Raw genomic sequence first — 25,120 nt, forward strand, 5'->3', positions numbered from 1 at the left:
AAGTCCGCTAAAAGATTTTTGATAGGAAAAAAGCACCCTTCTTACCGAGTGCTTTTTGCGTAAAACTCCATTAGTATTGCATTAACGTCAAGATGTCGTAACCGTCAAGCTTCTTTCTGCCGTCCAGATACGTCAGCTCAATCAAGAATGCAATCCCTGCCACAACGCCGCCTAATTCCTCTACAAGCTTGATGGACGCTTCAATTGTTCCACCAGTCGCAAGTAAGTCATCTGTAATCAATACACGCTGACCAGGACGAATCGCATCTTTATGAATCGTTAATACATCTTTACCATATTCTAAGCCGTAATCGACTTTAACGACTTCACGAGGAAGCTTTCCTTCTTTACGAACCGGTGCAAAACCTACACCAAGTGCGTATGCTACAGGGCAGCCAATAATGAATCCACGCGCTTCAGGTCCAACAATGAGATCAATGTCTCTTTCCTTCGCGTATTCAACGATTTGATCCGTTGCATAACGGTACACTTCGCCTTTATCCATTAACGTTGTAATATCTTTAAATTGTACACCTTCCTTTGGGTAGTCAGGTACAACTGTCACATATTGTTTTAAATCCATCTTTTCCTTTTCCTCCTCGTACGTCAAAGCACAGGTGAGACTTCGCTCATCATGCTATTCAGCCATTCCTTCAGCTCTTTGGCTGAGGAATATGTTAGTGTTTGATCGAGTTCCATCAATCGTTGTTTTGCTGTATAGGATGCCGATGCCGTTAAATCTTTTTTAGGGGCATCACGTACTATTGACAGCACACCATTCTCTATTTTAACAAAACCGAGTTCAAAAAACACCTTTGTCATAAAAATCATTGTATCTTTTGTCCAGCCTCTATGTTTCGCAAGCTCCATTCCTTGCTCTTTGAGGGGAAAACTTCCTCGTTTTAACAAGAACCCATAAAACCATTTGAATTGATCACGGCTAGGGAAAGAGGACATAAAATGATCTTCTTTTCTTTGAAAAACCGTATAAACTCTAGCTGGCTTTTGGTTTTCTAAAAGTTGCCTTAGCAAATGCTCATCTGCAGGAACATCCGCAAAGACGATATACTTGCCCTCTACATCGAACGTTGGAACATTTTCTGCATGGACATGATAAATTGGGATATTGACTTCCTGTTTTGTTTCTTCGTCAAAACAGACCACCACATATTTTTCTGGATCAAGCGTGGAGATTGTCTTTTCCCAATCCTTTTTGCCGCGCAAATCAAACAGCTGCCATTCATCTACTCGGGCATCTTTTAGCATGAGCTGAGGTTTCTTCCGATTATTCCATTCATTGATGGACATTTCACCAATGACGGAAATGCGGCTACCTGTGACAATTTCTTCTTTTAATTGACCTTGATGAAAACCGACACAGTCAAGCAGCTTGTCTTCGTCTTTCAGAGACATTTTAATATGATTCTGATTTGCCCCAATCGTTCGGATCTCTTCAAGCCTCGCATCTTCAATCATGATGAACGGCTTTGGATTCTGCATGCCAAATGGTGACAGCATCCCCACTTCTTCAATCGCTTCAACCGTCAATGCGTCTACCTTGCATACGGCATCGACCCGCTGAATCGGAATAAAATCTTCTTCTGTCAACGTTTCATTCGCATATTGATTTAATCTTTCCCTTAGTAAAGGAACATCATCCGCTCGAAGTGTCATACCCGCAGCCATCGGGTGCCCGCCGAAATGCGGCAGAATGTCGCGGCATTTGCTTAAATGGAAAAATAGATCGAAGCCAGGAATACTCCGCGCTGATCCTTTTGCCATTTGCGTCTCTTCATCTATTCCAAGCACAATCGCCGGACGTGAAAATCTATCCGTCAATTTAGAGGCAACAATTCCGACAACACCCGGATTCCAGCCAGCTTTCGCTACAACGATCGCAGACTGGTCATCACCTGTCTCTTCCACCATTTGAATGGCTTCTTCTGTGATCGTACTCACAATTTTTTGACGTTCTTTATTGAGTTCTTGTACAAAACGAGCGAGCTCTTCTGCTTCATCCTTATCCTCTGTCATGAGAAGATGAACAGCTGGATCTGCCTGCTCAATTCGCCCTACAGCATTCAGCCTTGGCGCAATTTGAAAGCCGACCGTTTCTTCATTTGCTTCTTCAAGAGTAGCTCCCGCTTCTTTCAATAACGCTTTCAGCCCCGGTCTATTCGACTGCCTAAGCTGCACAAGCCCTTTTTTGGCGAGCCATCTATTCTCATCATGAAGCGGCACAAGATCCGCTATTGTCCCAATTGCCGCAAGATCTAACAGCTGAGCTGGCAGCTTTCCAAGGAGTGCATGCGCCACTTTAAACGCTACGCCTACACCGGCAAGTTCTTTAAAGGGATACTCACAGCCCGGCTGCTTAGGATGGACAATCGCAAGTGCCTCAGGCAGCTCCTCACTTGGTTCATGGTGATCTGTAATGATCAGGTCTAACCCTATTTCTTTTGCAATACGTGCTTCATTTACAGCTGCAATGCCTGTATCGACCGTGATGACAAGCGATGCGCCTTGCTCTTTGATATATCGGAAAGCCTGTTCATTAGGCCCGTAGCCTTCTTTAAATCGATCTGGAATATAAAAGTCTACTTTCGCAGACCGCTCTTTTAATGTATGTAAAAGCACAGACGTACTTGTCACACCATCCGCATCATAGTCTCCGAAGATCACAATCGATTCCTGCTCTTCGATCGCTTTGTTGATGCGCTCTACTGCTTCTTTCATTCCTTTTAATAGAAATGGATCATGAAATTCGGCTTTTTGATCAAATAAAAAAGACCTCGCTTCTTCTACTTCTTCGAGTCCTCTTTTTACAAGAAGCGATGCAGTCAGCGCTGAAATATTCAGATTTTCAGAGAGTGATTTCACTTTTTCTTCGCTTGGATGTTCATATTCCCAGCGCATTTTGGATAATAACATAAATTCACCCCTCAACCACACTATTATACTAGAGTGGCCTGAGGGGTTTCAATTTTTATTTTATGAAATTGTGCTGGAAGATTATTTTTCCTTCCGGTCAAATGATGCTGGCTGTTCTTTTAAAGGCGTCACATTCGGTTTCTTTTGAACGTCTTTGTCGATCTTTTTATTCGAAGCAGCAGGTGCAGGTGCGGCTGCACGCTCAGCTTTTAAAGCCCTTAGTTCACGTTTTAGTTTCACAATTTGGAAAATCCCTGCAAAAGCCACAATGAGTCCGCCCATGAGCACAGAACCAATAATGACAAGAATCAGCGGCCATTCAGCCGTTCCAAATAAGTAGTCAACTTGCACTGGCCGCACATTGATCACGGCAAATACTGAAACAATTAATACGAAAATAAATGCGAATATGATGGTCCATTGTTGTTTGTTCATCTACATATCCCCCAAGCTTTTTCTTTTATTCTTCCCTTTTCCTTGTCCTTTTTAAACACAGAAAGAAAAGAGCGGAAGAAAATCTATCAGCATGGGCATGATTAGCTGCTGAGTTTTTCTTTAATGAGGTTCTTTATTTCTTGTCTTTCTCCAGAAATAACAAGGGTATCCCCTTCTTCAATGACCGTATCAGGTCCTGGATTTAAAATCTTCTCATGTGATTTTCTCACGATAGCGATGACTGTTACTTGATAGTTTTGGCGGACATTGAGGTCTCCGATTGTCTGCTGAACAGCTGGTGCATTCTTTTCAATCTTAAACCATTCAATCATCAGTTCATCAATGGCTACCTCTACAGTTTCAAGCGCTTTCGGCTTATATACCATGCCGCCTAAAATAGCTGCAATTTGTCTTGCTTCTTCATCGTTTAGCAAAATACCAGAAATAGATTCTTCATGGTCGTCCTCTTGAAAATGATACATTTCTCTTCTGCCGTCATCGTGTGTAATGATGGCAAGCTTCTCATTATTTCTTGTGATCATTTCGGCTTTGTGACCGATACCTGGCAGTTCAGTTTCCCGAACCTTCATAACAGCCCCTCCAATGAATAAAGCCAAATGCCTCAAACGGACACTTGCTTTCTATACTGATCTAAACGTATGTCATTATAGCAAAAGACCATTTCAAGATCAATGAAACCCGAAATGTTTTTTTCGAATCGACTGCTGATCCGGAGAAACTACAGAAAAAGACTGCCAATTAGGCAGTCTCGCTACATTAAATATCTTGCTCAGTATCAATCTTCGCCGGTTTTTTCATCTCACGGCCTTTCCACATGAGCCAAATTTGCGCTGCGATATATAGAGATGAGTACACCCCTGTTAACAGACCGACAAGTAAGGCGATGGAGAAGTTTGTAATAGATGCTGATCCAAAGATAAGCAGTGCGATCACAACGACAAGTACGGTTAATACCGTGTTGACAGATCGCGTAAAGGTTTGCTGTAAACTCAAGTTCACAATGTACGAAAGATCTTCAATGGTTTTTGGTTTGCGTTTCTTCATTTGTTCACGAACCCTGTCAAAGGTGACGATCGTGTCGTTGATCGAATATCCGATGACTGTGAGAATCGCCGCAATGAAGGTGACGTCCACCTCTAAACGCGTAATACTAAAGAAGGCCACGATAAAGAACGCATCATATAGTAGTGAGATAATCGCTGCAATTGCCATTTTATATTCAAAACGAATGGATACATATAAAATGATCCCGATTGAAGCAATGATGACAGCATATAATGCATTTCGGGCAAGTTCTTTTCCAACAGTCGGAGACACTGTACTTACGTTCGGCTCCGTTCCGTATTTATCTTTGAAGTAATCTTTCACTTCAGCAATCTTTTCTTTGTTCGGCACACCGACAAATCTCGCTGCTGCCTGATTTTCTTTTTGACCCGATAACACGACACTGTCTGTCTCAAGGTCCAGTTTTTTAAAGTCTTGCTCGATTTGTTCAGTTGACAGCTTGTGATCACTTTGGATATCAATTCTAGTTCCACTTGTAAAGTCAATTCCGGCATTCAGCTTGAAGATGGAAAGAACGATGATTCCCGCAATGGTGATAGTAGCTGAGAAAATCATAAATCCTTTACGTTTGCTGACGAAATCCCACTTATCAAATGGCGTTTTCGGCTCGGTATTTTCTGTTGTTTCGTGAATGTTCATAATGTTTTTTTGACGAACACCAAACCAGCTTTTTCTCCGGTCAAGATAGCGGCTTTCAACAAGAAGACCAAGAAGGAATCTTGATAGGAAGACAGCTGTGATAAAGCTTGTTAAAATCGAGAGGATGAGCATCGTTGCAAATCCTTTTACAGAGCTTGTCCCGAAGAAGAACAGCACGCCGCCGGCAATGATACTTGTTAAGTTTGCATCAAAGATGGTCGCAAATGATCGGCGGTTCCCTGATCTAAAAGCAGAACGGACAGATTTGCCGAGCTTGAGTTCTTCTTTGATCCGCTCATAAGTAATAATGTTGGCATCAACAGCCATCCCTACCCCTAGAATCAGTGCCGCAATTCCAGGCAGAGTCATGACTGCACCCATCCAGTCAAACACTTGAAGCGTAATGTAAATATAAGCTGAAAGTGTGATGACAGCAATAAGACCAGGTAATCGGTAATAAAGCAGCATGAATAAGAAGATAAATGCGATTCCTACAATTCCTGCGAACACCGTTTCGTTCAGTGCTTGTTCACCAAACTGTGCACTCACAGATGTTGAATATTTTTCTGTTAATTTCACTGGCAATGCCCCAGCATTTAAAATACTTGCAAGGTCCTTTGCCTCTTGGACAGTAAATTTCCCTTCAATTTGCACGTCACTGCTGTTAATTTCTTGGTTCACATTCGGCGCAGAGACATACTTGTGGTTTGATTTTGAGACTTCTTTTTTGAAGGAATCTCCTTTGTGGTAATCAAGCCAAATGACAAGCTGGTTATTCGGCGCCATCGCCGCTACTTTTCTTGTGACGTCACCAAATTTTTTCGCATCCTTTAGTTTAACCGTCACAATTGGCTCATTCGTTTGACTGAATGTTTGTTTTGCACTGTTTTCGACCAAGTCAGCCCCGTTTAGGAGTTCTTTATCATTCGTATCTCTGAAGGATAGCTGTGCTTCAGTGGAAAGAATCTCCCTAGCTCTGTTTTGATCTTTTACTCCCGCAAGTTGCACGCGGATACGATTGTTGCCTTCAATCGAGATGTTCGGTTCACTTACACCTAGCACATTGGCTCTTCGGTTTAAAGCCTCCACTGTACTGACGAGGACACTATTTGTAATCTTGTCCTCTTTTTTCACTGGATGTACATCATACAGGACTTCAAATCCACCCTGCAAATCCAGCCCTAGCGTCATATCTTTCGCAACAGGCTTTGTTAGTAAGCCTACGCCAGTTCCGATTAACAGAACCACTAAGAAAAACGCAAGAATGCGCCCTTTTTTCATTATGTATTTCCTCCTTAAACACCTGAATCCATTAAGATGGCTTATTTCAACAGTTCATCTAGCATATTCTTGCCATCTTCACTGTCCAAAAAAGCAGACGTTTTAAACGACTGAACGGTTGCATAGTTCATAAATTCGCCAATTTTCACAGATAAAATATCTGCAACCATTTCATGAATCGGATACTCTTGTTTTTTCTTCCACTTCTTATTCTCTAAGTATGACCATAATTCCTCTAAATCTACATCTTTATAGCCCAAAACGATGAATTCTTCAAGCTTACTGAACAGAAAAGGCTTTAAATGGTCTTTGTAAATTGCAGCCGGATGTTGTGTCAATGGGATGCTCCCCCTTTTCAGTTTTTATCGAGAGACTTGTCATGCTTGGACGATATACACGCATATCTTATTGTATATGATTCTATGTCGTTTGAGAAGGCAGGTGATCTTTGATTTGACGAAGCAAACGTTTTTAAAGGGCACGATTATTTTAATTTTAGCAGGTTTTATCACGAGAATATTGGGTTTTGTCAATCGGATTGTGATTGCAAGGTTCATTGGCGAAGAAGGAGTCGGGCTTTATATGATGGCTGCCCCTACCTTTTTTCTCGCTGTGACGCTGACACAATTTGGACTGCCTGTCGCTATTAGCAAGCTTGTCGCAGAAGCAGAAGCCCGGGGTGACAAACAGAAAACTAAACGTATTCTAGTCATGTCCCTTGCGATAACAGGAACACTCAGCCTGATATTCACGCCGCTCTTTTTATGGTTTGCACCCATTATGGCAGAAAATATGCTGACAGATCCTAGAACGGTCTATCCACTTCTTGCTATTACGCCCGTTGTTCCAGTCATCGCCATTTCCAGTGTGTTGAGAGGATATTTTCAAGGCAGACAGCAAATGAGCCCGCTTGCCATATCTCAAGTACTGGAACAGGTCGCAAGAATTTCTCTAGTGGCAGTATGTACAACAGCTTTCCTTCCTTATGGGATTGAATACGCGGCAGCTGGTGCGATGATTTCATCTGTCATTGGAGAGATGATTTCACTTGCATATTTACTGATTGCCTTTCGTTATAAAAAGACCATTCGTATTCGAAAACGATTTTTTAAGGCGATTCATGACGGTAAGGATACGTTTAAGCAGCTGATGAGTATTGCCCTGCCAACAACAGGCAGCCGTTTCATCGGGAATATTTCGTGGTTTTTAGAGCCGATAGTTGTCGCGCAAAGTCTTGCTATTGCTGGATATGCGGCTGTAGAAGCGACACGGCAGTATGGGGAGTTGACTGGTCTTGCGCTGACCCTTTTGACACTGCCTAGCTTTATTACGTACTCTCTATCCACTGCATTGGTCCCGGCGATCAGTGAAGGAATGGAGCAGAACAAACGCAAAACGGTCGAATACCGGCTGAAGCAGGCGATGCGTCTTTGTCTACTCAGCGGAGGCATTTCCTGTATTATTCTTTTCGTTTATGCAGAAGATTTAACGCTCTTTATGTATGGTTCATCGCATGCGGCTATCTATGTAAAATTCATGGCCCCATTTTTTCTATTATATTATTTTCAAGGGCCGCTTCAAGCTGTCCTGCAAGCACTCAATTTAGCTGGTGCGGCGATGACGAATAGTCTGATAGGTGCTGTTGTGAAAACAGGGATGATTTTTGTCCTTGCTTCACAGCCGGGCTTTGGCATTATGGGGGCAGCACTCGCGATATTAATCGGCATCGTCCTTGTCACGCTGCTTCATGCGGCAACTGTCGGTAAAGTACTGCCTATTCATTTACCAATGAAGGAATATGGGATATGCGTTCTTGTGATCATCGGCACCGGGGCTGTCAGCCTTTGGCTGAAGTCTCAAGTAAACGGGCTCTTTTCTGCCCCTATTGAGCTTGTGATGCTGATCTTTGTTACGTGTATGCTATATGTCATTCTATTAATCTGTCTAGGGCTAGTGAAGCGTGAAGAGCTTCGCCGCATCCCATTCATTGGGAAACTGCTTTAGCTCATCTCTTCTTGATCACTTCATCTTTCAAATCAATATAAAATGTCTTTTGATTAAAGCTGCAGTAGGAAATCTGATCAATTTCATGATAGCCCCTTTTGGCAAGCTCATCTTTCAGCCACTGTTCATTTTGATTAATTTGCTTCAGATGATCGTGCTGTACAACACCATCTGCAATAAGTGGCAGCTCAAGCGCTCCGTGTGTGTGCTTGTTTTCTTTTTCAACGACCGCAAGCTTTCCGGATGGCTCTAAAATGGCGTAAGAGACGTCCTGAATGCTATCGATGTTGTTTTCTCTTAATTGTATAAGCAGGTCATCAAAATTGTATCGCTGTTTTCTCATCGCACCCTCGTCGATTTTCCCATTGATGATGAGCAGGGTCGGTTTGCCGTCTAGAAAGCGCCGGACACCTTGGAATTTCAATGAGAGGTAGGCGAGTGTGATTTGAATGAAGGTTAACAGCAGGATCGGCCATACCGTATGTAACATGTGATCTTCGACTTCTTCTATGGCGAGAACTGCAATTTCTGCGATCATCATAAAAATGACAAGATCTAAAATACTCAATTCGCCAATTTCTCTCTTGCCCATTAACCGAAAAATAAACCAAACAAGAAAATATAAAATGATTGTTCTCATGGAGATAATCAAGATGTCCTGCATGTGATGTAAACCCTCCTTCTCCACCATAGCTTGTGTCAAAACACTTTATTTATGTAGAAAAGAAAGCCTCTGTTTTTATCGTGAGAAACATGTCTATTTTTTCTTCACGGTGAATACATTTTAGTAAAAGACAAGCTTCGGTCAATTGGAGAGGAGACGAATCACATGCAGGAAACGAAACAAATCGGAAAAGGGATTTTATCCGGCTTAATGGCCATTTTTATCGTGATGATTGTCACAAGCTTACTTGTATCGCTCATGCTTACCTTCACAAGTATGCAGGAATCATCGTTTAAATGGATGATTATGATTTTGTCCTTTGTGGCACTTTTATTAGGGGGGATCATTTCTGGAGGAAAAGCAAAGGAGCGCGGCTGGCTCATTGGCGCGATCACTTCTATGATCTTTTCTCTCACTGTATTCTTATTTCAATATTTAGGGTTTGGAGAAACCTTTTCACCAGGGCAGTTTATCTATCATGGGGCATTTCTAGGGATTTGTATGCTGGGCGGAATGATTGGCGTCAATCTTCGAGGCAAATAAAAAAAGAGCGGATCATATCGCTCTTTTTTTATGGCTATGTATCGGAGGATTAACCTTTGTCAGCTAATTCTCTAATAGCACGTCGATCGAAAGTTAAACGGTTGTTCTCGCTAGTTTTGATGACCACTTTTGATTCATCAATGTAGTCGATTTCACCGTGTAAACCACCGATTGTGACGATTTTATCGCCTTTTGATAAAGATTGCTGCATCTGACGCACAGCTTTTTGTTGCTTTTGCTGTGGACGGATTAACAAGAAGTAAAGCACAGCAAACATGACAACAATCATAATGATTGAACCCATACCACCATCCATTCTATTTCACCCCTTTCTAAAGCATTATAAAGCCTTTCGTTTATGCGTTAAAAGTTTTTCGCATTCGGTTTGTTAAAGCCATAACGCTCAAAAAACTCTTCTTTAAAATCACCTAAACGATCCTCACGGATAGCTTCTCTCACTTGCTCCATTAATTTTAACAGAAAATGAAGATTATGATAAGTTGTTAATCGAATTCCGAACGTTTCATTTGTTCGGATTAAATGTCTAATATAGGCGCGTGTGTAGTTTTTACATGTGTAGCAGTCACAATTTTCATCGATTGGTCTGAAATCACGCTCATATTTTGCATTTTTCACAACAAGACGTCCTTCGCTTGTCATCAAGGTGCCGTTTCTTGCAATTCGCGTCGGCAATACACAGTCAAACATATCTACACCGCGAATGGCACCGTCAATTAAGGAATCTGGTGAGCCGACACCCATTAAGTACCTTGGCTTGTCTGCCGGTAACAATGGCGTTGTGAACTCCAGTACACGGTTCATCACATCTTTTGGTTCACCAACAGATAAGCCTCCGATGGCGTAGCCTGGGAAATCAAGTGAAACCAGATCTTTTGCACTTTGTTTCCGAAGCTCTTCGTATTCTCCGCCTTGGACAATTCCAAACAGCCCTTGATCCTCTGGACGCTGGTGCGCTTCTAGACAGCGCTCTGCCCATCTGCTTGTCCGCTCCACAGAACGTTTCATGTAGTCGTACTCTGCTGGATATGGCGGACATTCATCAAATGCCATCATAATATCAGAGCCAAGCGCATTTTGGATGTCCATGGCCTTTTCAGGAGAAAGGAACAGCTTGTCTCCGTTTAAGTGATTACGGAAGTGGACGCCTTCTTCTTCAATTTTTCTAAATTCACTCAAAGAGAATACTTGGAATCCGCCTGAATCGGTCAGAATCGCTCGATCCCAGTTCATAAATTTGTGCAGCCCGCCTGCTTCTTTCACAATGTCATGACCCGGACGGAGCCATAGGTGGTACGTATTGCTTAAGATGATGCCTGCATCCATTGCCTTTAGTTCTTCAGGTGCCATCGTTTTGACTGTAGCCAGTGTACCTACCGGCATAAATACAGGTGTTTCAAAGGAGCCGTGCGGTGTATGAACGCGTCCTAGTCGTGCACCTGTTTGTTTGCATGTTTTAATGAACTCATAACGTATCGGTAATTGCGACAAAAATGAGCCCTCCTGTCTTTGTTGTATGATGTTATTGAATCAGCATGGCATCGCCAAAGCTGAAGAATCGGTATTCCTCTTTTACAGCCTCATTGTACGCTTTTAGTACATGCTCTCGTCCAGCTAATGCGCTGACAAGCATGATTAACGAGGATTTTGGCAGATGGAAATTCGTGATCATGCCATCAATGGCCTTGAATGTATAGCCAGGGTAAATAAAGATTGACGTCCAGCCGCTTGACGCTTTGAATTCGCCGTCATGCGCACTTGCAATGGTTTCGAGCGTTCTCGTTGACGTTGTCCCAACTGAAATAATCCGTCCGCCTTCCTTGCGAACGCGATTGAGCTCTTCAGCTGTTTCTTCATTCATTTCGTAAAACTCTGCGTGCATTTCGTGTTCTTCAATACGTTCTGCACTGACCGGACGAAAAGTACCAAGCCCCACGTGCAGTGTAATGAAAGCTATATGCACACCTTTTGCTTTCAGCGCATCCAGCAGCTCGTTTGTAAAGTGAAGACCAGCAGTTGGAGCAGCAGCGGAGCCAACCTCTTTTGAATACACCGTTTGATAGCGTTCACGATCGTCCAGCTGCTCTTTAATATAAGGAGGCAGCGGCATCTCACCGAGGGATTCAAGTACTTCATAAAAAATGCCTGTATACTGAAACTTAACTTTTCTTCCGCCATGTTCCATCTCTTCTGTACATACCGCTTGAAGCCGTCCATCACCAAATGTGATAACCGTTCCTTTTTTCACCCGTTTGGCTGGTTTTACAAGTGTTTCCCAGTTGTCTCCCTCCTCTTGTTTTAATAGAAGAAGTTCAACTTTTGCACCTGTATCCTCTTTCATTCCAAACAAACGTGCCGGCAGAACGCGTGTATTGTTTAAAACGAGACAATCACCCGTTTGAAAATAATCGGTGATTTGTGAGAATGTATCATGTGTCATCGCACCCGTTTGTTTGTTTAAGACCATCAGTCTTGATGCATCTCGTTTTTCAAGCGGCACTTGTGCAATCAATCTTTCTGGTAAATCAAAATCAAATAGTTCTAGCTTCATTTCCTTCACCTATTCTGTAGTTAACTAGTTAACGTTATTTCATCCGTCCAAAGATATTAAGTAATATGGTTAGCACAATGCTAATGGCAATGCATGTGATCACAGGAAAAAAGAACGTCACATTTCCTTTTTTCACAAAAATATCACCTGGAAGCTTACCAACCAATTGAAATACTAATCCTGCGGCAAAAAGGACACCACCTAAAATCATCAATATTTTAGGGAATTCAGTCACGAATCGGAACCTCCATTTGAAAATGTTCATACGCTTCTCTTGTGACGACCCGTCCTCTTGGTGTTCTTTGCAGGAAACCAATTTGCAGTAAATACGGTTCGTACACATCTTCAATCGTATGTGATTCTTCTCCAATTGTCGCTGAGATTGTATCAAGCCCTACAGGACCGCCTCTAAATTTTTCGATCATACTTAAAAGCAGCTTATGATCTATATGATCCAGGCCAAGCCTGTCGACTTGAAGGCGCTCAAGGGCATCTTCCGCAATGTCCTCGGTAATCGCATGATTCCCAAGCACCTGCGCAAAATCTCTTACTCTTCTGAGCAGACGATTGGCAACCCTTGGCGTGCCCCGGGAACGTCTTGCGATCTCTTCGGCTGAGCGAAGATCGATCCCAATCTCAAACAGCTCGGCTGTTCTTGCCACAATGTGAGCCAAATCTCTTTGCTCATAGTATTCCAATCTTGCATGTACCCCAAACCTGTCACGAAGCGGTGCTGTTAAAAGCCCTACACGGGTCGTGGCACCTACAAGTGTAAATGGCGGTAAATCAAGCCGTACAGAGCGCGCTGTATCTCCCTTGCCAATGACGATATCTAAACAAAAATCCTCCATTGCCGGATAAAGCACTTCCTCAATTGAGCGCTGCAAGCGATGAATTTCATCTATAAACAACACATCACCTGGCTCAAGAGAAGTTAAGATTGCCGCCAAATCGCCAGGACGTTCAATCGCTGGTCCAGATGTTGTACGCAGCTGAACATTCATTTCATTGGCGATAATCGACGCAAGCGTTGTTTTCCCGAGTCCAGGCGGTCCATATAAAAGGACGTGATCGAGTGTTTCCTGCCTCATGCGGGCAGCTTCAATAAACACACTGAGGTTATCTTTTACTTTTTGCTGACCGATATATTGGCTAAGTGTCTGTGGCCGCAGACTTTGCTCAATGGCTGATTCATGGTTGTCTGCTTCAGTTGAGACGAGCCGTTCATCCATGAGACATCACCCTATTTCAACATTTTTTGTAAAGCTTTTTTCACATATTGATCGGTTGTGAGATTCTTTTCTTCTTTTAATAATGGAAGAACCTTTTTAATTTCACGATCACCGTATCCAAGAACATTTAAGGCTTCAAGCGCTTCGTCTAATGCCGTTTGCTGCGTTTCGACCTGAATATGGTCCTCGTGATTAAATAGGTTGCCAATCATTTCCGGTACGACATCGGCTAGCTTTCCTTTTAGATCGAGAATGATTTGGCGAGCTGTCTTTTTGCCAACACCAGGGAACTTAATCAGGAACGCTTCATCTTCACGTTCTATCGCTGAAATGACAGCGCCAGGATCACCGGAAGCAAGAATCGCTAGAGCCCCCTTCGGCCCAATCCCCGTGACATTTAACAGTTTTGTGAACAGCGCTTTTTCTTCTCGCGTTTGAAATCCATATAACGAAAAAGCGTCTTCCTTTATGTAATGATACGTATAAATCGTTTCTTGTTTGTTTACTTGATAGATAAACGGGTTTGGGGTATAGACTTGATATCCCACTCCGCCGTTTTCAATGACAACATATTGCGGGCACACATAATCAATGGTCCCTTTTACAAACTCTATCACCGTTTTCACCTCTTTGACTGTTCTTCATTGTAACATAAATCGAGAAGAAAACCGCAATAAAAGTTAACATACGTTCGCTCAATGCATTTTTACGATAAAACCACGAAAAACAGCTTGCGGCCTTCACACCAGCAAGCTGTTACACGCTTTAAAACGATATTTCATTTCGGTAAGGCTTCATGACTTCAAGCACATGCTCAAATTCATCCTTTGTTCGAAAAGGAATGCCTTGCTCAAGCTGCTCCTCCACATGACTTTCTAAACGGGACGTATCAATTTGAAAAAAGAGATGAATAGGCTCCGCCCAGCCGTCAGGCCTTCCATGAAACGTAGAAATCACACCGTCCTCTGATAATCCGATATATCCATTTGCTTTACTTAATGGAGAGATATCATCAATTTGCTTTCTAAAAAGCGCAAAATCCTCTCTCTGTTCTACTAGCGTCCAGCCTTTATACTGTGCCCAGAATGTGTCTTTGTCTTCTAATGATGCCCGGTGTCTTTCAATACTCACATCTCCGTCTAGATAGACTTTTTCAAGCTGCACGGTGATAGAGTTTGACTGCTTTTGCAAGTGTTCTTTTCCTTCCATATCCGCAGCGAAAAAAAGCACACTTGTCATGATAAGTCCTGTAACGAAACATTTCATCTTCACTTTCACTATTTACACCTCTTTAGAACATGAGATCGATGCATGACATATGTAGTTTGACCCATTTTTCTAAACATTAACCAAATCGATGAATGAATATATGGGAAGAGTCTTTCGTTGTATCCTTCATTCGTAAATGGTATGTTTTATACAATCCATTGCTTTTCGAATGACTCGGTTTTTTCATCATTCGTTTTTCAGCCGCATAAACTGAAACCAAAGAAGGTGAAGTCAATGTCAGATGTTAAAAGATTAGCCGAATCGATTCAGTATCATGAAGATAAACGTCTTCATAAGCTTGCCTTTAAACCGGCAGAGCTTGAACTGTGCGGCAAAGGAAGAAGTGCCTATGTCTTTTCATACAAAAAAGACGGCAAGAAAATGGCACTAAAAGTCTTTTTCCCTTCTTATCAACATATTGCCCGCAAAGAAGCCGCCATTTATGAAAAACTTTCTGGTTCGTCTTACTACCCTGAGATTTATGAATCTGGGGATCAGTATATTTTAATGGAATATATTAAAGGCTACACATTCTATGAATGCCTCACAAAGGGGATTCCTATTAAAAAACAAATGATTGAACAAGTCGATGATGCGCTAGAAGAAGCACGCGAGAAAGGATTGAATCCTTCTGATATCCATCTGCGGAATCTGATCTTAACAAAGGAAGGCCAGGTCAGGGTCATCGACGTAGCCCGTTTCACACAAACAAAAGCATGCCATCAATGGAATGATTTAAAAGCCGCTTACGCTTATTATCAAAAACCTTTTTTCCCTAAAAAAGCACCGCGTCTATGGCTTGAAGTGATTGCTTATTTGTATAAAAAGAACTGGCTGTCCCGCGGTCAGCTTAATAATCGAAATGATTTTTCTGCATAATGAAAGCCGCTCAGAGAGAACGGATTCAGATTTTTGACAAAGGACTAAAATGATCTTTCTTTTAGTCCTTTGTCTTCTTTTCAGCGTGATAGAAAACCTTTGCAGCCCTAGGAAGGACGAGTACCGGAGCGGAGCGAATTTGACATTCGTGAGCACCGGCACGTAGGACTGACACTGAATGCGAGGGTTTGTCTACACGCAGAAAGCCGCTCTCTCCGAGCGGCTTTCTGTTTTAATCTGTTTCTACGTGGATGCTATTCACATTTAATAAGTTAATGATTTCATTATTCAGCTTAAACCAATGATTGGCTTCTTCAATTTTCTTATACACATCATAGGTAGCTGGGCGTTTTAGCTCGAAATCAAGCACTTCCCCATTGTTCATATGAAATGTTACCTTAAATACTTTCATCATAAGATCACCTTCCACTCTTTCTTGTTAGCTGGCCAAATAGATCGGCTCTTTTCATTCATTCTCTATTCAACTCGTTTCCCCTCCTTCTTTCCTTTCAAACACAAGAAGTTTAAATTTTGTTTAAATTCAAACAACATCTCTATCCCTCTGCTTTGCAAAGAAGTATATTATTTAAAAAGGAGGCTGTCTTCATGAAACGGAAAAAGAAACGAACATCTCCCGAAAGACAAACCGTCTTTTTTCATTTAACAGATGCCCTCATTCCGAGTCTGGACATGATAGGGATTGCATTAAAGACATTTTTCCACATCTTAAGAAAAGCCTTTTCCGCGATCTGATAGAACCCCGCACAACATATGTGCGAGGTTCTTTTTTTAGGATGAATAAATTTGACTTCCTTGGCTGATAAACTCCTTCGCCTTCTTCTCCATCTCTCTTTTCACTTCTTCTGATTGATTGCGAATATCATGTGAAATTTTCATACTGCAAAACTTCGGTCCGCACATCGAGCAAAAATGGGCAGTCTTAGCGCCTTCTGCAGGCAATGTTTCATCATGGAACGCCATAGCTCTTTCTGGATCAAGTGACAGGTGGAATTGGTCACGCCACCTAAATTCAAACCTCGCTTTCGATAAAGCATCATCGCGCTTTTGAGCAGCAGGATGTCCTTTTGCTAGATCAGCGGCATGTGCGGCAATTTTATAGGCAATCACACCTTCTCTTACATCTTCTTTGTTCGGCAGACCTAAATGCTCTTTTGGCGTCACATAGCATAGCATCGCTGTTCCATACCAGCCGATCATGGCCGCACCGATGGCGGATGTAATGTGATCATATCCCGGGGCAATATCTGTTGTAAGAGGCCCTAACGTATAAAATGGTGCCTCTTTGCAAATCTCCATTTGCTTGTCCACATTCTCTTTGATTTTATCCATCGGAACATGTCCAGGCCCTTCAATCATCACCTGTACATCATGTTTCCAAGCGATCTCTGTCAATTCACCTAACGTTTCAAGCTCTGCAAACTGCGCCTCATCATTGGCATCAGCAATCGAGCCTGGTCTCAGACCGTCTCCAAGTGAAAAAGCAATATCATACGTTTTCATAATCTCACAAATGTCTTCGAAGTGGGTATAGAGGAAATTCTCTTGATGATGGGCAAGACACCACCTTGCCATAATGGCACCGCCTCTTGAAACAATTCCGGTCACCCGATCGACTGTCAGCGGAATATACCTTAACCTCACGCCCGCATGAATCGTGAAGTAGTCTACTCCTTGCTCTGCTTGTTCAATTAATGTGTCTCTGTACACGTCCCACGTCAAATCTTCTGCCACTCCATTTACTTTTTCAAGCGCCTGATAAATGGGAACGGTTCCTACTGGGACTGGGCAATTCCGTATGATCCATTCTCTCGTTGTATGAATGTCCTTTCCTGTAGACAGGTCCATCATGGTGTCTGCACCCCATCTGATCGCCCATGTCATCTTTTCTACCTCTTCATCAATGGATGATGTCACAGCTGAATTGCCAATATTCGCATTGATTTTGACGTGAAAATGCCTTCCAATAATCATCGGTTCACTTTCAGGATGGTTAATATTCGCTGGAATGACTGCTCTTCCGCTGGCTACCTCCTCTCTCACAAACTCAGGGCTTAGCTCTTCTCTTAACGCGATAAACTCCATTTCAGGCGTAACAATACCTTTTTTTGCATAATACATTTGCGTCACACAGGCACCTTGTTTTGCGCGGAGCGGCTCATGATGAAAATCAGTATGAACATGATGAAAGGACTCTTTTTCCTTAGAACGATATCCGTTATCTTCTGGTTTCACATGGCGCCCTTCATAGCTTTCTGTATCCCCTCTTTCTTCGATCCATGCTGCCCTAAGGCGTTTTAATCCCTTAGTGACATCAATATGGGCTCTCTCATCGGTGTACGGTCCACTCGTATCGTACACACGAATCGGTTCATTTTGAATGTTCCCCGCCTGTGTCACAGTTTTTGAGAGGGCAATCTCCCTTTTTGGCACTAAAATGTCAGGTCTTGATCCTTTCTCATACACCTTTCGGCTGCCGTCAAAGCTTGATAATAAGGATTGAGTTGTTGGGGTATTTTTCTTTTCTTTCATTTGCTGTTCTCTCCTTCTCTTCTTGTCACCGGACAGGATGGAATCAGCACCAGCAAAAAAACCAGGCTCTATGAACAGAACCTGGTTTCGTCGACAGAAATAAACATGAATGTCATTCATATGACCCATGTATCATCTTCAACTTCCCCACGCTGGTACGAGCCAGATCAGGTCCAAAGGGTTAAGAAGCATACACTTCTCTCTCAGCCCAACTGCGGGCACCCCTAGTCACATTTATTGATTTCCACAACAGTGTAGCATAGAGATGCCATGAAAAAAAGAAGTTTTAGGAAAATAGTTCCTTTCCACTACAAAAGAGATACAGCAAGCTTGATATGCACCTTTATATACATCATCTCTCCCAATCATTTCGATAAAATATGAAATAATCATTGATCCTTTTCTCCTATTATGTATAGTTAATCTAAACTGAGAATTTTTATACAAATTTTTCCAAAGGAAGTTCTAGTCGATTGCAAACATTTCTCGCATTTATCGTCGTAGGATTGTCAATTGCTCTGCCAGTTGGAGCGATCACGGTTGAAATGACAAAAAGGGATTAAAAAACGGATTCTTTCATGGATGCTGAATTTGCTCAGTTTTTATCACTGCCATTTGTCCAAATCCCGCTCTGGCTGATCGGAGCAGTATTCTTAATAATTCGGATCAAGACATCCATTTAGCTGGCGAAAAAGTCAATAAATCATTCGCAAAAACGTACAGAAACGGCTTGCTTGTTGCGGTGTCCCCTGGAAACCTTGTGTTCTGGGTTTCAGTATTCGGTGCTGTACTGGCAGATGCATATACAAAAACAGATTCATCTGAATTTATGCTGGCTTCAGGCGGTATTTTGGCAGGGATTCTCCTTCATGACATCGGTCTTCTCCCCCTTGTATCCTTAACAAGAAAGGTATTTTATTACTTGGATTTGGCTGGTATTTCTTTAACGATTTTTATACAAGCATCAAGGGTTATTTTTAAGAAAAGGCTAAAGTTCTTGAGGAACTTTAGCCTTTCTTATTCTCCAACCTATCGAGTCATGCCTGTTTGGCCTGTTTCAAATTGTGTTCTTCTCATATCTCTAAAGCGTGTGAAAGCACCCTCGTCTTTAATGACTTGGACAGCTCTTCCATCCGCATAACGAGTCGCTGCTTCTTCAACTTGTGATACGCCCTCTGACGTCAAACGTCCATCTGATTTAATGGCAATATACACATTTTCATCTGTCACCATCACCTGTGAGTCTGCAACGTGGTTCATTTTATTGACACGGTTGGCAATTTTTCTTGAACGCTGGACGTTCTCTTGTTTATCGTAGCCAGAGAACGACATTTGGTTATGATAGTTCATATCTCCATGACTGTAGCGTCCATCTCCACCTGCGAGAGGCATTCGATCATCGGCTTGAGGACGGGTGCGATAATCAACATTCGTTGTGTTCCCAGTGTTCCCACCGTTCATCCCCTCCATGAGTTCAGAAACTGGCCCTTGATGATCTTGATTATTGTCAGCCGCACGGTTATTCGAATGATATCCGACTGGCTGACCTGATTGATTATGACGTGTATCTACACCTGCATTATCATTTGTACCACATGCCGTTAACCCAATAGGAAGAAGCACTAATGCGATCGTTTTTTGCCATTTTTGTCTCAAACGAAAAACCCCCTGTACAAATTCAATCTCATGAGCGCGAAACAGGCTCTGTTTTAGCATGTACAGTTTGGGAAAAAATCAAGCTGTCAGTTATAAACAAAAAAAGGAACGATTGAGATCGTTCCTTCCAGATTGTTAAAATGATCTTTATTTTAGCCCTTTGTCTCTTTTTCAGCGTGATAGAAAACCTTTGCAGTCTAGGAAGGGCGAGCACCGGAGCGGAGCGAATTTGACATTCGTGAGCACCGGAGCACAGCCCTGACAACGAATGCGAGGGTTTGTCTACACGCTGAAAGGAACGATTGAGATCGTTCCTTCTGTCATTACTCTTCTTCGTCTTCTTCTGGTCTTGCAAAAACAGATTGACCTGGATATGGCTGCATATAAGGCTGAGCTGGAAAAGCCCCCATTTGGCCATAAGGAACAGGATTCGGATAATGTCCTGGCCACGGCTGATGCTGCTTCATGCCATCATCACATCCGCAGTCTTCCTTGCCATAAGCTTCATTTGAAACGTTTGGATAAAAGCCTTGATTCACGTTCGCATTGGCATTTGGGTGCATATGGTGGTGCCAGTGATGCCCGTCGTTTGCATGATGTTCATAATGTTCCCCGTAATAAGCTGGCGCTTGATACGCAGGATAATACGGCTGAGCTTGGTATGGATATGGCATCATGTGATGGTGATAATATGGCTGGACAGGATAACAAAGACCTGAACCTGGTAAAATTGGCGATGCTGGCACCATTTGTTGCGGGTATGGATACATTGCCGGCATGTAATGTCCATGACCAAAACCATAATAAGGATCATATGAATCATGATGCTGGTGATGGTGATGATGCTCTTTATTCCCAGCCATTCCTCCTACCGCTGCGCCTCCAACATTCGGCATTTGCGGGAAATTAGGAAGGTTTGGGTAATTGCTTTGCTCCATATCTTTTCCCTCCTCCTTTTGATGCGGAATATGAATAAACGGATCATACCCCTTTGCCACTTCATCTTTTAGATGGCCTTTATTTTCATCATAAAAATGGTCCTTGTTATTTTTATGGTCCTTATTTTCATGATGAAAATGTTCCTTATTATCTTTATGGTCCTTATTTTCATGATGAAAATGTTCCTTATTATCTTTATGGTCCTTATTTTCATGATGAAAATGTTCCTTATTATCTTTATAGTCCTTGTTTTCATGATGAACATGATCTTTGTGATCCTTTTTGTCATGAACATGATCTTTCTTTTCATGAACGTAATCTTTTTTCTCATGATGTTCTTTTTTGGGAGGAGGCGTGAATGGCTGGTAGAGATTGGTCTGATAATAGTTCACATCGACTTGTGGAAAAACTGGATGCTCGATCTTTGGCACTGGCGGTACATAAGGTACCGGTTCATTTGGCTTTTCTTTCGGCTTCGTATCTTGCACTTGCACGACATCTTTTGGCTTTTCTTTCACATACGGATGTTCTTTCGGCTTTGGCATTTCTTTTGCTTTGTGATGATCTGTTTTTACAGGAACACCACTAGATGGAATCTTGATCTTCATACCCGGCATGATCAAATCTGGGTTACTGAGTTGTGAATTTAGTTTTTTCAATTCTTGAAAGTCGACTCCGTATTTCTTTGAAATTTTCCAAAGGGAGTCTCCTTTTTGCACAATATGAATTTTCAACGTTTTCCCCTCCTATGCAAAACGTGAACGTAACGGTTATGTCAGAAGTACAATATGTTTCACCATAAATTTATGCCTATTTACAAGCCGATATGATAAAAACTTGTTTTCTGATAGGAGGGGCTGATTTATTATTTAATGGCGAGCATTTTATTCAGTGCAAGTAAAGCCTCTTTGGTAATGTCTTCATTGACCTGAATCAAACCGACCGAATCACCTTTCTCAATGCTTTCTAGTGACCATAACAAATGAGGAAGATCGATCCGATTCATGGTCAAACATGGACACATATCCGGATTGAGGGATTCAATTTGTTTATCTGGATGCTGATCTATTATCCGCTTGACTAAATTCATCTCTGTTCCAATCGCCCACTTGCTTCCTGCTGGCGCTTCCTTAATCGTATCAATAATAAATTTCGTTGAACCGGCAAGATCAGAAGCCCTGACGACTTCATGCGTGCATTCTGGATGGACAAGGATTTGAATGTCACGGTCTCTTTTTCTCGTTTCTTTAATATTCCGCACCGTAAATTTCTCATGGACAGAGCAATGGCCTTTCCATAAAATCATCTTGATGCGAGAAAGCGGCTGATCGGTGATGAGCTTTTCTTCTATTTGATCCCAGACAGCCATTTCTTCTAGTGAAATGCCTAAATCGAATGCCGTATTACGCCCTAAATGCTGATCAGGGAGAAACAGAATCCGCTCTTTTTGTGTGAGCGCCCACTCCAGCACTTTTTTAGCGTTTGACGATGTAACAGTCGCCCCGCCATGCTTGCCGACAAATGCTTTAATATCCGCTGTTGAGTTGACATACGTGAGCGGCAGGATCGTATCCCCAAACAGATCAGTGAGCTGCTCCCATGCTCTATCCGTTTGCTTCATGTTCGCCATATCAGCCATTGAACAGCCTGCTCTCATATCTGGCAATAGGACCTTTTGATTCTTATTTGACAGCATATCTGCCGTTTCAGCCATGAAGTGAACACCGCAAAACACAATGTACTCAGCCTCCTGATTGTCCGCGGCTATTTGTGCGAGCTGCAATGAATCTCCTGTTGCATCTGCAAATTGGATGACTTCATCCTTTTGATAATGATGCCCCGGTATAAAAAGCTTTGATCCAAAGGCCCGTTTAATGTCTAACACACGCTGCTTCATCTCATCAACAGAGCGGTGCTTATATTCTTCTGGCATCATGGCTGCATGTTGATTTGCGAGTACATCAAGCAGTGACATGAGTTGTTCCCCCTTTATGACTGAATTCCATATTCATACTAAAATCAAATGCTGGAGCAGAATGTGTCAAAAAACCAAGTGAAATAAGGTCGACACCTGTCCCCCTGTAACTTGGCAATGTCTCTAACGTGATGCCTCCTGAAGCCTCCGTCAGAATTGTCTCCGGCGTCATTTGTTTAAAACGTTTTACTTTTTTTGGAGAGCAGTTGTCAAACATGATGACATCGGCTTTTGCATCAATGGCTTCCATTAGCTGCGTTTCTGATTCAATTTCTACTTCAATTTTCACCATATGACCGGCATATGCTCTTGCTTTATCTACAGCTTCACGAATAGAGCCGCATGCGGCAATATGATTATCTTTAATCATCACTCCATCTGATAAGCCGAAGCGATGATTCTTTCCGCCTCCTGTCTTCACAGCGTATTTCTCAAACATGCGCAAGCCGGGAGTCGTTTTTCTCGTATCACAAATCGTAATCGACGGATCCGCTAATCGCTGCACCGCTTCATGTGTTAATGTGGCGATACCTGTCATGCGCTGCAAAACATTCAAAATGACCCTTTCTCCTTTTAATAAGTCGCTGACCGGCCCCTTTATTTTCGCCAGCACAGCGCCTGAATGAATCCAATCACCTTCCTCAAAAAACAACTCAGCTTGAATCTGTTCATTCAGCAGGCGGTACCCTATGTCAATGACTTGAGAACCTGCCAATACACCCGATTGTTTTGCGATGATGTATGCTGTTCCTTTCTTTTCTCCAAAAATGGCATCAGCTGATACATCTCCAAAGCCAATATCTTCTGTGAAAAAATGAGTCATCATTTGTTTTAACTGTAAACGTTCCATTTGGCACCGATCCTTTCATTTTTCATCATATGAATGTGGCCTTTTTCATGGACAATCTGCATGCCCCGCCACAAAGCATCATTCCGATTTGGATAATCCATTCGAAAATGGCCGCCTCTGCTTTCTGTACGAAGTAATGCAGACTTCACAAGGCAAATCGCTAATGACCATTGATTGCTTAATTCGATCTGTTCACTTGTGATATTCTTCACATTCGTTTGCTGATAAGGGACTTGCTGTAATACTTGAAGCAAGGCCTTTAGCCCTTTTTCGTCTCTTACAATTGCGGCATATGTCATCATCCATTGTCTCAACTGATCCTCTGAAATCGCTGGGACGGACCATACTTCTTGAATAGAAAAAGATGGGACTATTTTTTTCTGTTTAGGTACCTGTTCAATTCTCCGTGCCGCTTTGTGTCCTAAAACGAGACCTTCCAAGAGAGAATTACTCGCTAATCGGTTCGCTCCGTGTAAGCCTGTACAGGCCGCTTCTCCGATAGCAAAAAGAGATGGAACAGTGGTTTCTCCATATTCATTCACACAGATTCCGCCCATTAAAAAATGCATACCAGGGGAAACTGGGAGCCTGCCGCTTGCCATATCGACACCTGCCCGCTGACACATCGCATTAATTGCTGGAAAACGAGCTGAAAAATGTGGAATCTCGCGGATATTGAGATACAGATCATGACCTAATTGCTGCTCATGAAAAATAGCTCTAGCGACCACATCTCTAGGCGCTAAATCAGCTTGTGGGTGAATGCCTTTCATCATCCTCCTGCCTGTTTCATCTTCTAAATAGGCTCCCTCTCCCCGGACTGCCTCTGAAACGAGACCGACTGCTTTTCCAGCGATCGTCAAGAGGGTGGGGTGGAATTGAACAAATTCAAGATCTGCTAATTGTGCCCCGGCTCGATAGGCCATCATCAGTCCGTCTCCTGTTACAGAAGGGTCATTTGTGTTTGTTTCATATAGGGAGCCGCAGCCGCCCGTGGATAAAACAACTGCATCTGCGGTCATGGTATGGACGTGTCCTTTCTCATCTTTCCACACCACCCCTATGCAGGTTCCTTCATGGACCAATAGATCAATGACATGGTGATATTCGTATAAATGAATATGTGAGCCAAGCTGACTTTTTAAATACTGCACGAGGGTTTTGCCTGTTTGGTCTCCTCCTGCATGCAAAATGCGATGAGTCGTATGTGCCCCCTCTTTACCTAATTGCGGCTCGCCCGTCTCCGTCTGATCAAATGGACAGCCTTCTTCTACGAGCTGCTCCACCAATTGCTTTCCACGACTTACGATCTCTTGTACCGCCCTCTCATCATTGTGATCACCGCCGGCAGCTAATGTGTCTTGTACATGCTGATGAACTGAATCCTGTGCTGAAAAGGCAGCAGCGATTCCTCCTTGTGCAAGCATGGAATTACTAGAGGAAAATTGTTTTTTTGTCATCATGATAACTTGGCAGCTTTCTGAAATGGTTTTTGCAAAGGAAAGCGCTGCAATGCCTGATCCCACCACAATGACTTTTTTGATTGATGACACCTTCGCCCCTCCTGTCATTTACACCTGTCTTGACACATATCATTACACAACACTACAATAAATAC

At 42.6% G+C, this 25,120-nt stretch carries 25 protein-coding genes, 1 pseudogene and 1 riboswitch; of the genes and pseudogenes, 5 read left to right on the top strand and 21 right to left on the bottom strand.

What is annotated here, in order from left to right:
• Positions 1–70: 70 nt before the first annotated feature.
• From C6Y03_RS15785 to C6Y03_RS15810, 6 genes are all read right to left on the bottom strand, one after another.
• Positions 71–583 carry an adenine phosphoribosyltransferase gene (locus C6Y03_RS15785; RefSeq protein WP_034661543.1) on the bottom strand — a complete coding sequence of 171 codons (513 nt, stop codon included), beginning with the start codon at positions 581–583 and terminating at the stop codon, positions 71–73.
• Between the two features lie 23 nt (positions 584–606).
• Entirely contained in the window at positions 607–2,931 is a 2,325-nt protein-coding gene (recJ, locus tag C6Y03_RS15790; protein WP_106039601.1) for a single-stranded-DNA-specific exonuclease RecJ, read from the bottom strand.
• Positions 2,932–3,012: 81 nt separating this feature from the next.
• Entirely contained in the window at positions 3,013–3,366 is a 354-nt protein-coding gene (locus C6Y03_RS15795; protein ID WP_106031241.1) for a LapA family protein, read from the bottom strand.
• 101 nt (positions 3,367–3,467) lie between these two features.
• The gene (locus tag C6Y03_RS15800; protein ID WP_106039602.1) at positions 3,468–3,956 is read right to left on the bottom strand and encodes a cation:proton antiporter regulatory subunit; all 489 of its coding nucleotides are present in this window, start codon (positions 3,954–3,956) and stop codon (positions 3,468–3,470) included.
• A gap of 187 nt (positions 3,957–4,143) precedes the next feature.
• Entirely contained in the window at positions 4,144–6,372 is a 2,229-nt protein-coding gene (secDF, locus tag C6Y03_RS15805; protein WP_106039603.1) for a protein translocase subunit SecDF, read from the bottom strand.
• A 41-nt stretch (positions 6,373–6,413) separates the two neighbouring features.
• On the bottom strand, positions 6,414–6,710 hold the full coding sequence (locus C6Y03_RS15810; protein WP_003216788.1) for a post-transcriptional regulator: 297 nt from the start codon (positions 6,708–6,710) through the stop codon (positions 6,414–6,416).
• A 115-nt stretch (positions 6,711–6,825) separates the two neighbouring features.
• Between C6Y03_RS15810 and spoVB the strand changes: the two genes are divergently transcribed.
• Complete coding sequence (gene spoVB / locus C6Y03_RS15815) at positions 6,826–8,376, top strand: stage V sporulation protein B (protein ID WP_034661559.1); 1,551 nt, start codon at positions 6,826–6,828, stop codon at positions 8,374–8,376.
• 1 nt (position 8,377) lies between these two features.
• On the opposite strand, the gene C6Y03_RS15820 is transcribed toward spoVB, so the two are convergent.
• Entirely contained in the window at positions 8,378–9,040 is a 663-nt protein-coding gene (locus tag C6Y03_RS15820) for a DUF421 domain-containing protein (RefSeq protein WP_034661562.1), read from the bottom strand.
• A 165-nt stretch (positions 9,041–9,205) separates the two neighbouring features.
• Between C6Y03_RS15820 and C6Y03_RS15825 the strand changes: the two genes are divergently transcribed.
• On the top strand, positions 9,206–9,583 hold the full coding sequence (locus C6Y03_RS15825; protein WP_106031239.1) for a TIGR04086 family membrane protein: 378 nt from the start codon (positions 9,206–9,208) through the stop codon (positions 9,581–9,583).
• Between the two features lie 49 nt (positions 9,584–9,632).
• Here the strand turns inward: C6Y03_RS15825 and yajC are convergent, their stop codons facing one another.
• The 7 genes from yajC to C6Y03_RS15860 all read right to left on the bottom strand — a co-directional run bounded on the left by yajC (position 9,633) and on the right by C6Y03_RS15860 (position 14,650).
• Complete coding sequence (gene yajC / locus C6Y03_RS15830) at positions 9,633–9,899, bottom strand: preprotein translocase subunit YajC (protein WP_003216659.1); 267 nt, start codon at positions 9,897–9,899, stop codon at positions 9,633–9,635.
• A 47-nt stretch (positions 9,900–9,946) separates the two neighbouring features.
• Positions 9,947–11,092 carry a tRNA guanosine(34) transglycosylase Tgt gene (tgt, locus tag C6Y03_RS15835; protein WP_034661568.1) on the bottom strand — a complete coding sequence of 382 codons (1,146 nt, stop codon included), beginning with the start codon at positions 11,090–11,092 and terminating at the stop codon, positions 9,947–9,949.
• Positions 11,093–11,123: 31 nt separating this feature from the next.
• Positions 11,124–12,152 (bottom strand): tRNA preQ1(34) S-adenosylmethionine ribosyltransferase-isomerase QueA, encoded by a 1,029-nt coding sequence (gene queA / locus C6Y03_RS15840; protein ID WP_034661572.1) that lies wholly within the window; start codon positions 12,150–12,152, stop codon positions 11,124–11,126.
• A gap of 34 nt (positions 12,153–12,186) precedes the next feature.
• Positions 12,187–12,387: a DUF2905 domain-containing protein gene (locus C6Y03_RS15845; protein WP_034661574.1), complete on the bottom strand. Its 201-nt coding sequence runs from the start codon at positions 12,385–12,387 to the stop codon at positions 12,187–12,189.
• On the bottom strand, positions 12,380–13,384 hold the full coding sequence (gene ruvB / locus C6Y03_RS15850) for a Holliday junction branch migration DNA helicase RuvB (protein WP_060596875.1): 1,005 nt from the start codon (positions 13,382–13,384) through the stop codon (positions 12,380–12,382). The genes C6Y03_RS15845 and ruvB overlap by 8 nt, the downstream gene beginning before the upstream one ends.
• 11 nt (positions 13,385–13,395) lie before the next feature.
• Positions 13,396–14,001: a Holliday junction branch migration protein RuvA gene (gene ruvA / locus C6Y03_RS15855; RefSeq protein ID WP_034321303.1), complete on the bottom strand. Its 606-nt coding sequence runs from the start codon at positions 13,999–14,001 to the stop codon at positions 13,396–13,398.
• Between the two features lie 148 nt (positions 14,002–14,149).
• On the bottom strand, positions 14,150–14,650 hold the full coding sequence (locus C6Y03_RS15860) for an intercompartmental signaling factor BofC (protein WP_181185478.1): 501 nt from the start codon (positions 14,648–14,650) through the stop codon (positions 14,150–14,152).
• Positions 14,651–14,887: 237 nt separating this feature from the next.
• Between C6Y03_RS15860 and C6Y03_RS15865 the strand changes: the two genes are divergently transcribed.
• Positions 14,888–15,532: a serine/threonine protein kinase gene (locus tag C6Y03_RS15865; protein WP_034661587.1), complete on the top strand. Its 645-nt coding sequence runs from the start codon at positions 14,888–14,890 to the stop codon at positions 15,530–15,532.
• A 232-nt stretch (positions 15,533–15,764) separates the two neighbouring features.
• On the opposite strand, the gene C6Y03_RS15870 is transcribed toward C6Y03_RS15865, so the two are convergent.
• Entirely contained in the window at positions 15,765–15,947 is a 183-nt protein-coding gene (locus C6Y03_RS15870; RefSeq protein ID WP_003216799.1) for a hypothetical protein, read from the bottom strand.
• A gap of 191 nt (positions 15,948–16,138) precedes the next feature.
• Between C6Y03_RS15870 and C6Y03_RS19220 the strand changes: the two genes are divergently transcribed.
• Positions 16,139–16,285: a hypothetical protein gene (locus tag C6Y03_RS19220; RefSeq protein WP_162839368.1), complete on the top strand. Its 147-nt coding sequence runs from the start codon at positions 16,139–16,141 to the stop codon at positions 16,283–16,285.
• A gap of 36 nt (positions 16,286–16,321) precedes the next feature.
• Here the strand turns inward: C6Y03_RS19220 and thiC are convergent, their stop codons facing one another.
• Positions 16,322–18,082, bottom strand: a complete 1,761-nt coding sequence (gene thiC / locus C6Y03_RS15875; RefSeq protein ID WP_106039604.1) for a phosphomethylpyrimidine synthase ThiC — start codon at positions 18,080–18,082, stop codon at positions 16,322–16,324.
• Positions 18,083–18,209: 127 nt separating this feature from the next.
• Positions 18,210–18,318, bottom strand: a riboswitch (TPP riboswitch).
• A gap of 237 nt (positions 18,319–18,555) precedes the next feature.
• Here thiC and C6Y03_RS15880 point away from each other — a divergent pair.
• Positions 18,556–19,063 (top strand): annotated as a pseudogene (locus C6Y03_RS15880) (lysine transporter LysE).
• Positions 19,064–19,111: 48 nt separating this feature from the next.
• Here C6Y03_RS15880 and C6Y03_RS15885 read toward each other — a convergent pair.
• The 5 genes from C6Y03_RS15885 to nadB all read right to left on the bottom strand — a co-directional run bounded on the left by C6Y03_RS15885 (position 19,112) and on the right by nadB (position 25,055).
• Positions 19,112–19,738 carry a YhcN/YlaJ family sporulation lipoprotein gene (locus tag C6Y03_RS15885; RefSeq protein WP_106031238.1) on the bottom strand — a complete coding sequence of 209 codons (627 nt, stop codon included), beginning with the start codon at positions 19,736–19,738 and terminating at the stop codon, positions 19,112–19,114.
• A gap of 323 nt (positions 19,739–20,061) precedes the next feature.
• Complete coding sequence (safA, locus tag C6Y03_RS15890) at positions 20,062–21,411, bottom strand: SafA/ExsA family spore coat assembly protein (RefSeq protein WP_106039605.1); 1,350 nt, start codon at positions 21,409–21,411, stop codon at positions 20,062–20,064.
• A gap of 131 nt (positions 21,412–21,542) precedes the next feature.
• Positions 21,543–22,652, bottom strand: a complete 1,110-nt coding sequence (nadA, locus tag C6Y03_RS15895) for a quinolinate synthase NadA (protein WP_106039606.1) — start codon at positions 22,650–22,652, stop codon at positions 21,543–21,545.
• On the bottom strand, positions 22,639–23,502 hold the full coding sequence (gene nadC, locus C6Y03_RS15900; protein WP_106039607.1) for a carboxylating nicotinate-nucleotide diphosphorylase: 864 nt from the start codon (positions 23,500–23,502) through the stop codon (positions 22,639–22,641). The genes nadA and nadC overlap by 14 nt, the downstream gene beginning before the upstream one ends.
• The gene (gene nadB, locus C6Y03_RS15905) at positions 23,484–25,055 is read right to left on the bottom strand and encodes an L-aspartate oxidase (protein ID WP_106039608.1); all 1,572 of its coding nucleotides are present in this window, start codon (positions 25,053–25,055) and stop codon (positions 23,484–23,486) included. The genes nadC and nadB overlap by 19 nt, the downstream gene beginning before the upstream one ends.
• Positions 25,056–25,120 lie beyond the last annotated feature (65 nt).

Source organism: Bacillus sp. LNXM65 (assembly GCF_002998575.1).
In the GTDB taxonomy this organism is placed as follows: Bacteria; Bacillota; Bacilli; order Bacillales; family Bacillaceae; genus Bacillus.

Bases quoted from the DNA above. Each gene is read 5' to 3' on its own strand.
- C6Y03_RS15785 (WP_034661543.1), bottom strand. From the start codon at position 583: ATGGATTTAAAACAATATGTGACAGTTGTACCTGACTACCCAAAGGAA.
- recJ (WP_106039601.1), bottom strand. From the start codon at position 2,931: ATGTTATTATCCAAAATGCGCTGGGAATATGAACATCCAAGCGAAGAA.
- C6Y03_RS15795 (WP_106031241.1), bottom strand. From the start codon at position 3,366: ATGAACAAACAACAATGGACCATCATATTCGCATTTATTTTCGTATTA.
- C6Y03_RS15800 (WP_106039602.1), bottom strand. From the start codon at position 3,956: ATGAAGGTTCGGGAAACTGAACTGCCAGGTATCGGTCACAAAGCCGAA.
- secDF (WP_106039603.1), bottom strand. From the start codon at position 6,372: ATGAAAAAAGGGCGCATTCTTGCGTTTTTCTTAGTGGTTCTGTTAATC.
- C6Y03_RS15820 (WP_034661562.1), bottom strand. From the start codon at position 9,040: ATGCAGGACATCTTGATTATCTCCATGAGAACAATCATTTTATATTTT.
- C6Y03_RS15825 (WP_106031239.1), top strand. From the start codon at position 9,206: ATGCAGGAAACGAAACAAATCGGAAAAGGGATTTTATCCGGCTTAATG.
- yajC (WP_003216659.1), bottom strand. From the start codon at position 9,899: ATGGATGGTGGTATGGGTTCAATCATTATGATTGTTGTCATGTTTGCT.
- queA (WP_034661572.1), bottom strand. From the start codon at position 12,152: ATGAAGCTAGAACTATTTGATTTTGATTTACCAGAAAGATTGATTGCA.
- ruvB (WP_060596875.1), bottom strand. From the start codon at position 13,384: ATGGATGAACGGCTCGTCTCAACTGAAGCAGACAACCATGAATCAGCC.
- C6Y03_RS15860 (WP_181185478.1), bottom strand. From the start codon at position 14,650: ATGAAATGTTTCGTTACAGGACTTATCATGACAAGTGTGCTTTTTTTC.
- C6Y03_RS15865 (WP_034661587.1), top strand. From the start codon at position 14,888: ATGTCAGATGTTAAAAGATTAGCCGAATCGATTCAGTATCATGAAGAT.
- C6Y03_RS15870 (WP_003216799.1), bottom strand. From the start codon at position 15,947: ATGATGAAAGTATTTAAGGTAACATTTCATATGAACAATGGGGAAGTG.
- C6Y03_RS19220 (WP_162839368.1), top strand. From the start codon at position 16,139: ATGAAACGGAAAAAGAAACGAACATCTCCCGAAAGACAAACCGTCTTT.
- thiC (WP_106039604.1), bottom strand. From the start codon at position 18,082: ATGAAAGAAAAGAAAAATACCCCAACAACTCAATCCTTATTATCAAGC.
- nadA (WP_106039606.1), bottom strand. From the start codon at position 22,652: ATGTCACTGCTTGATGTACTCGCAAATCAACATGCAGCCATGATGCCA.
- nadC (WP_106039607.1), bottom strand. From the start codon at position 23,502: ATGGAACGTTTACAGTTAAAACAAATGATGACTCATTTTTTCACAGAA.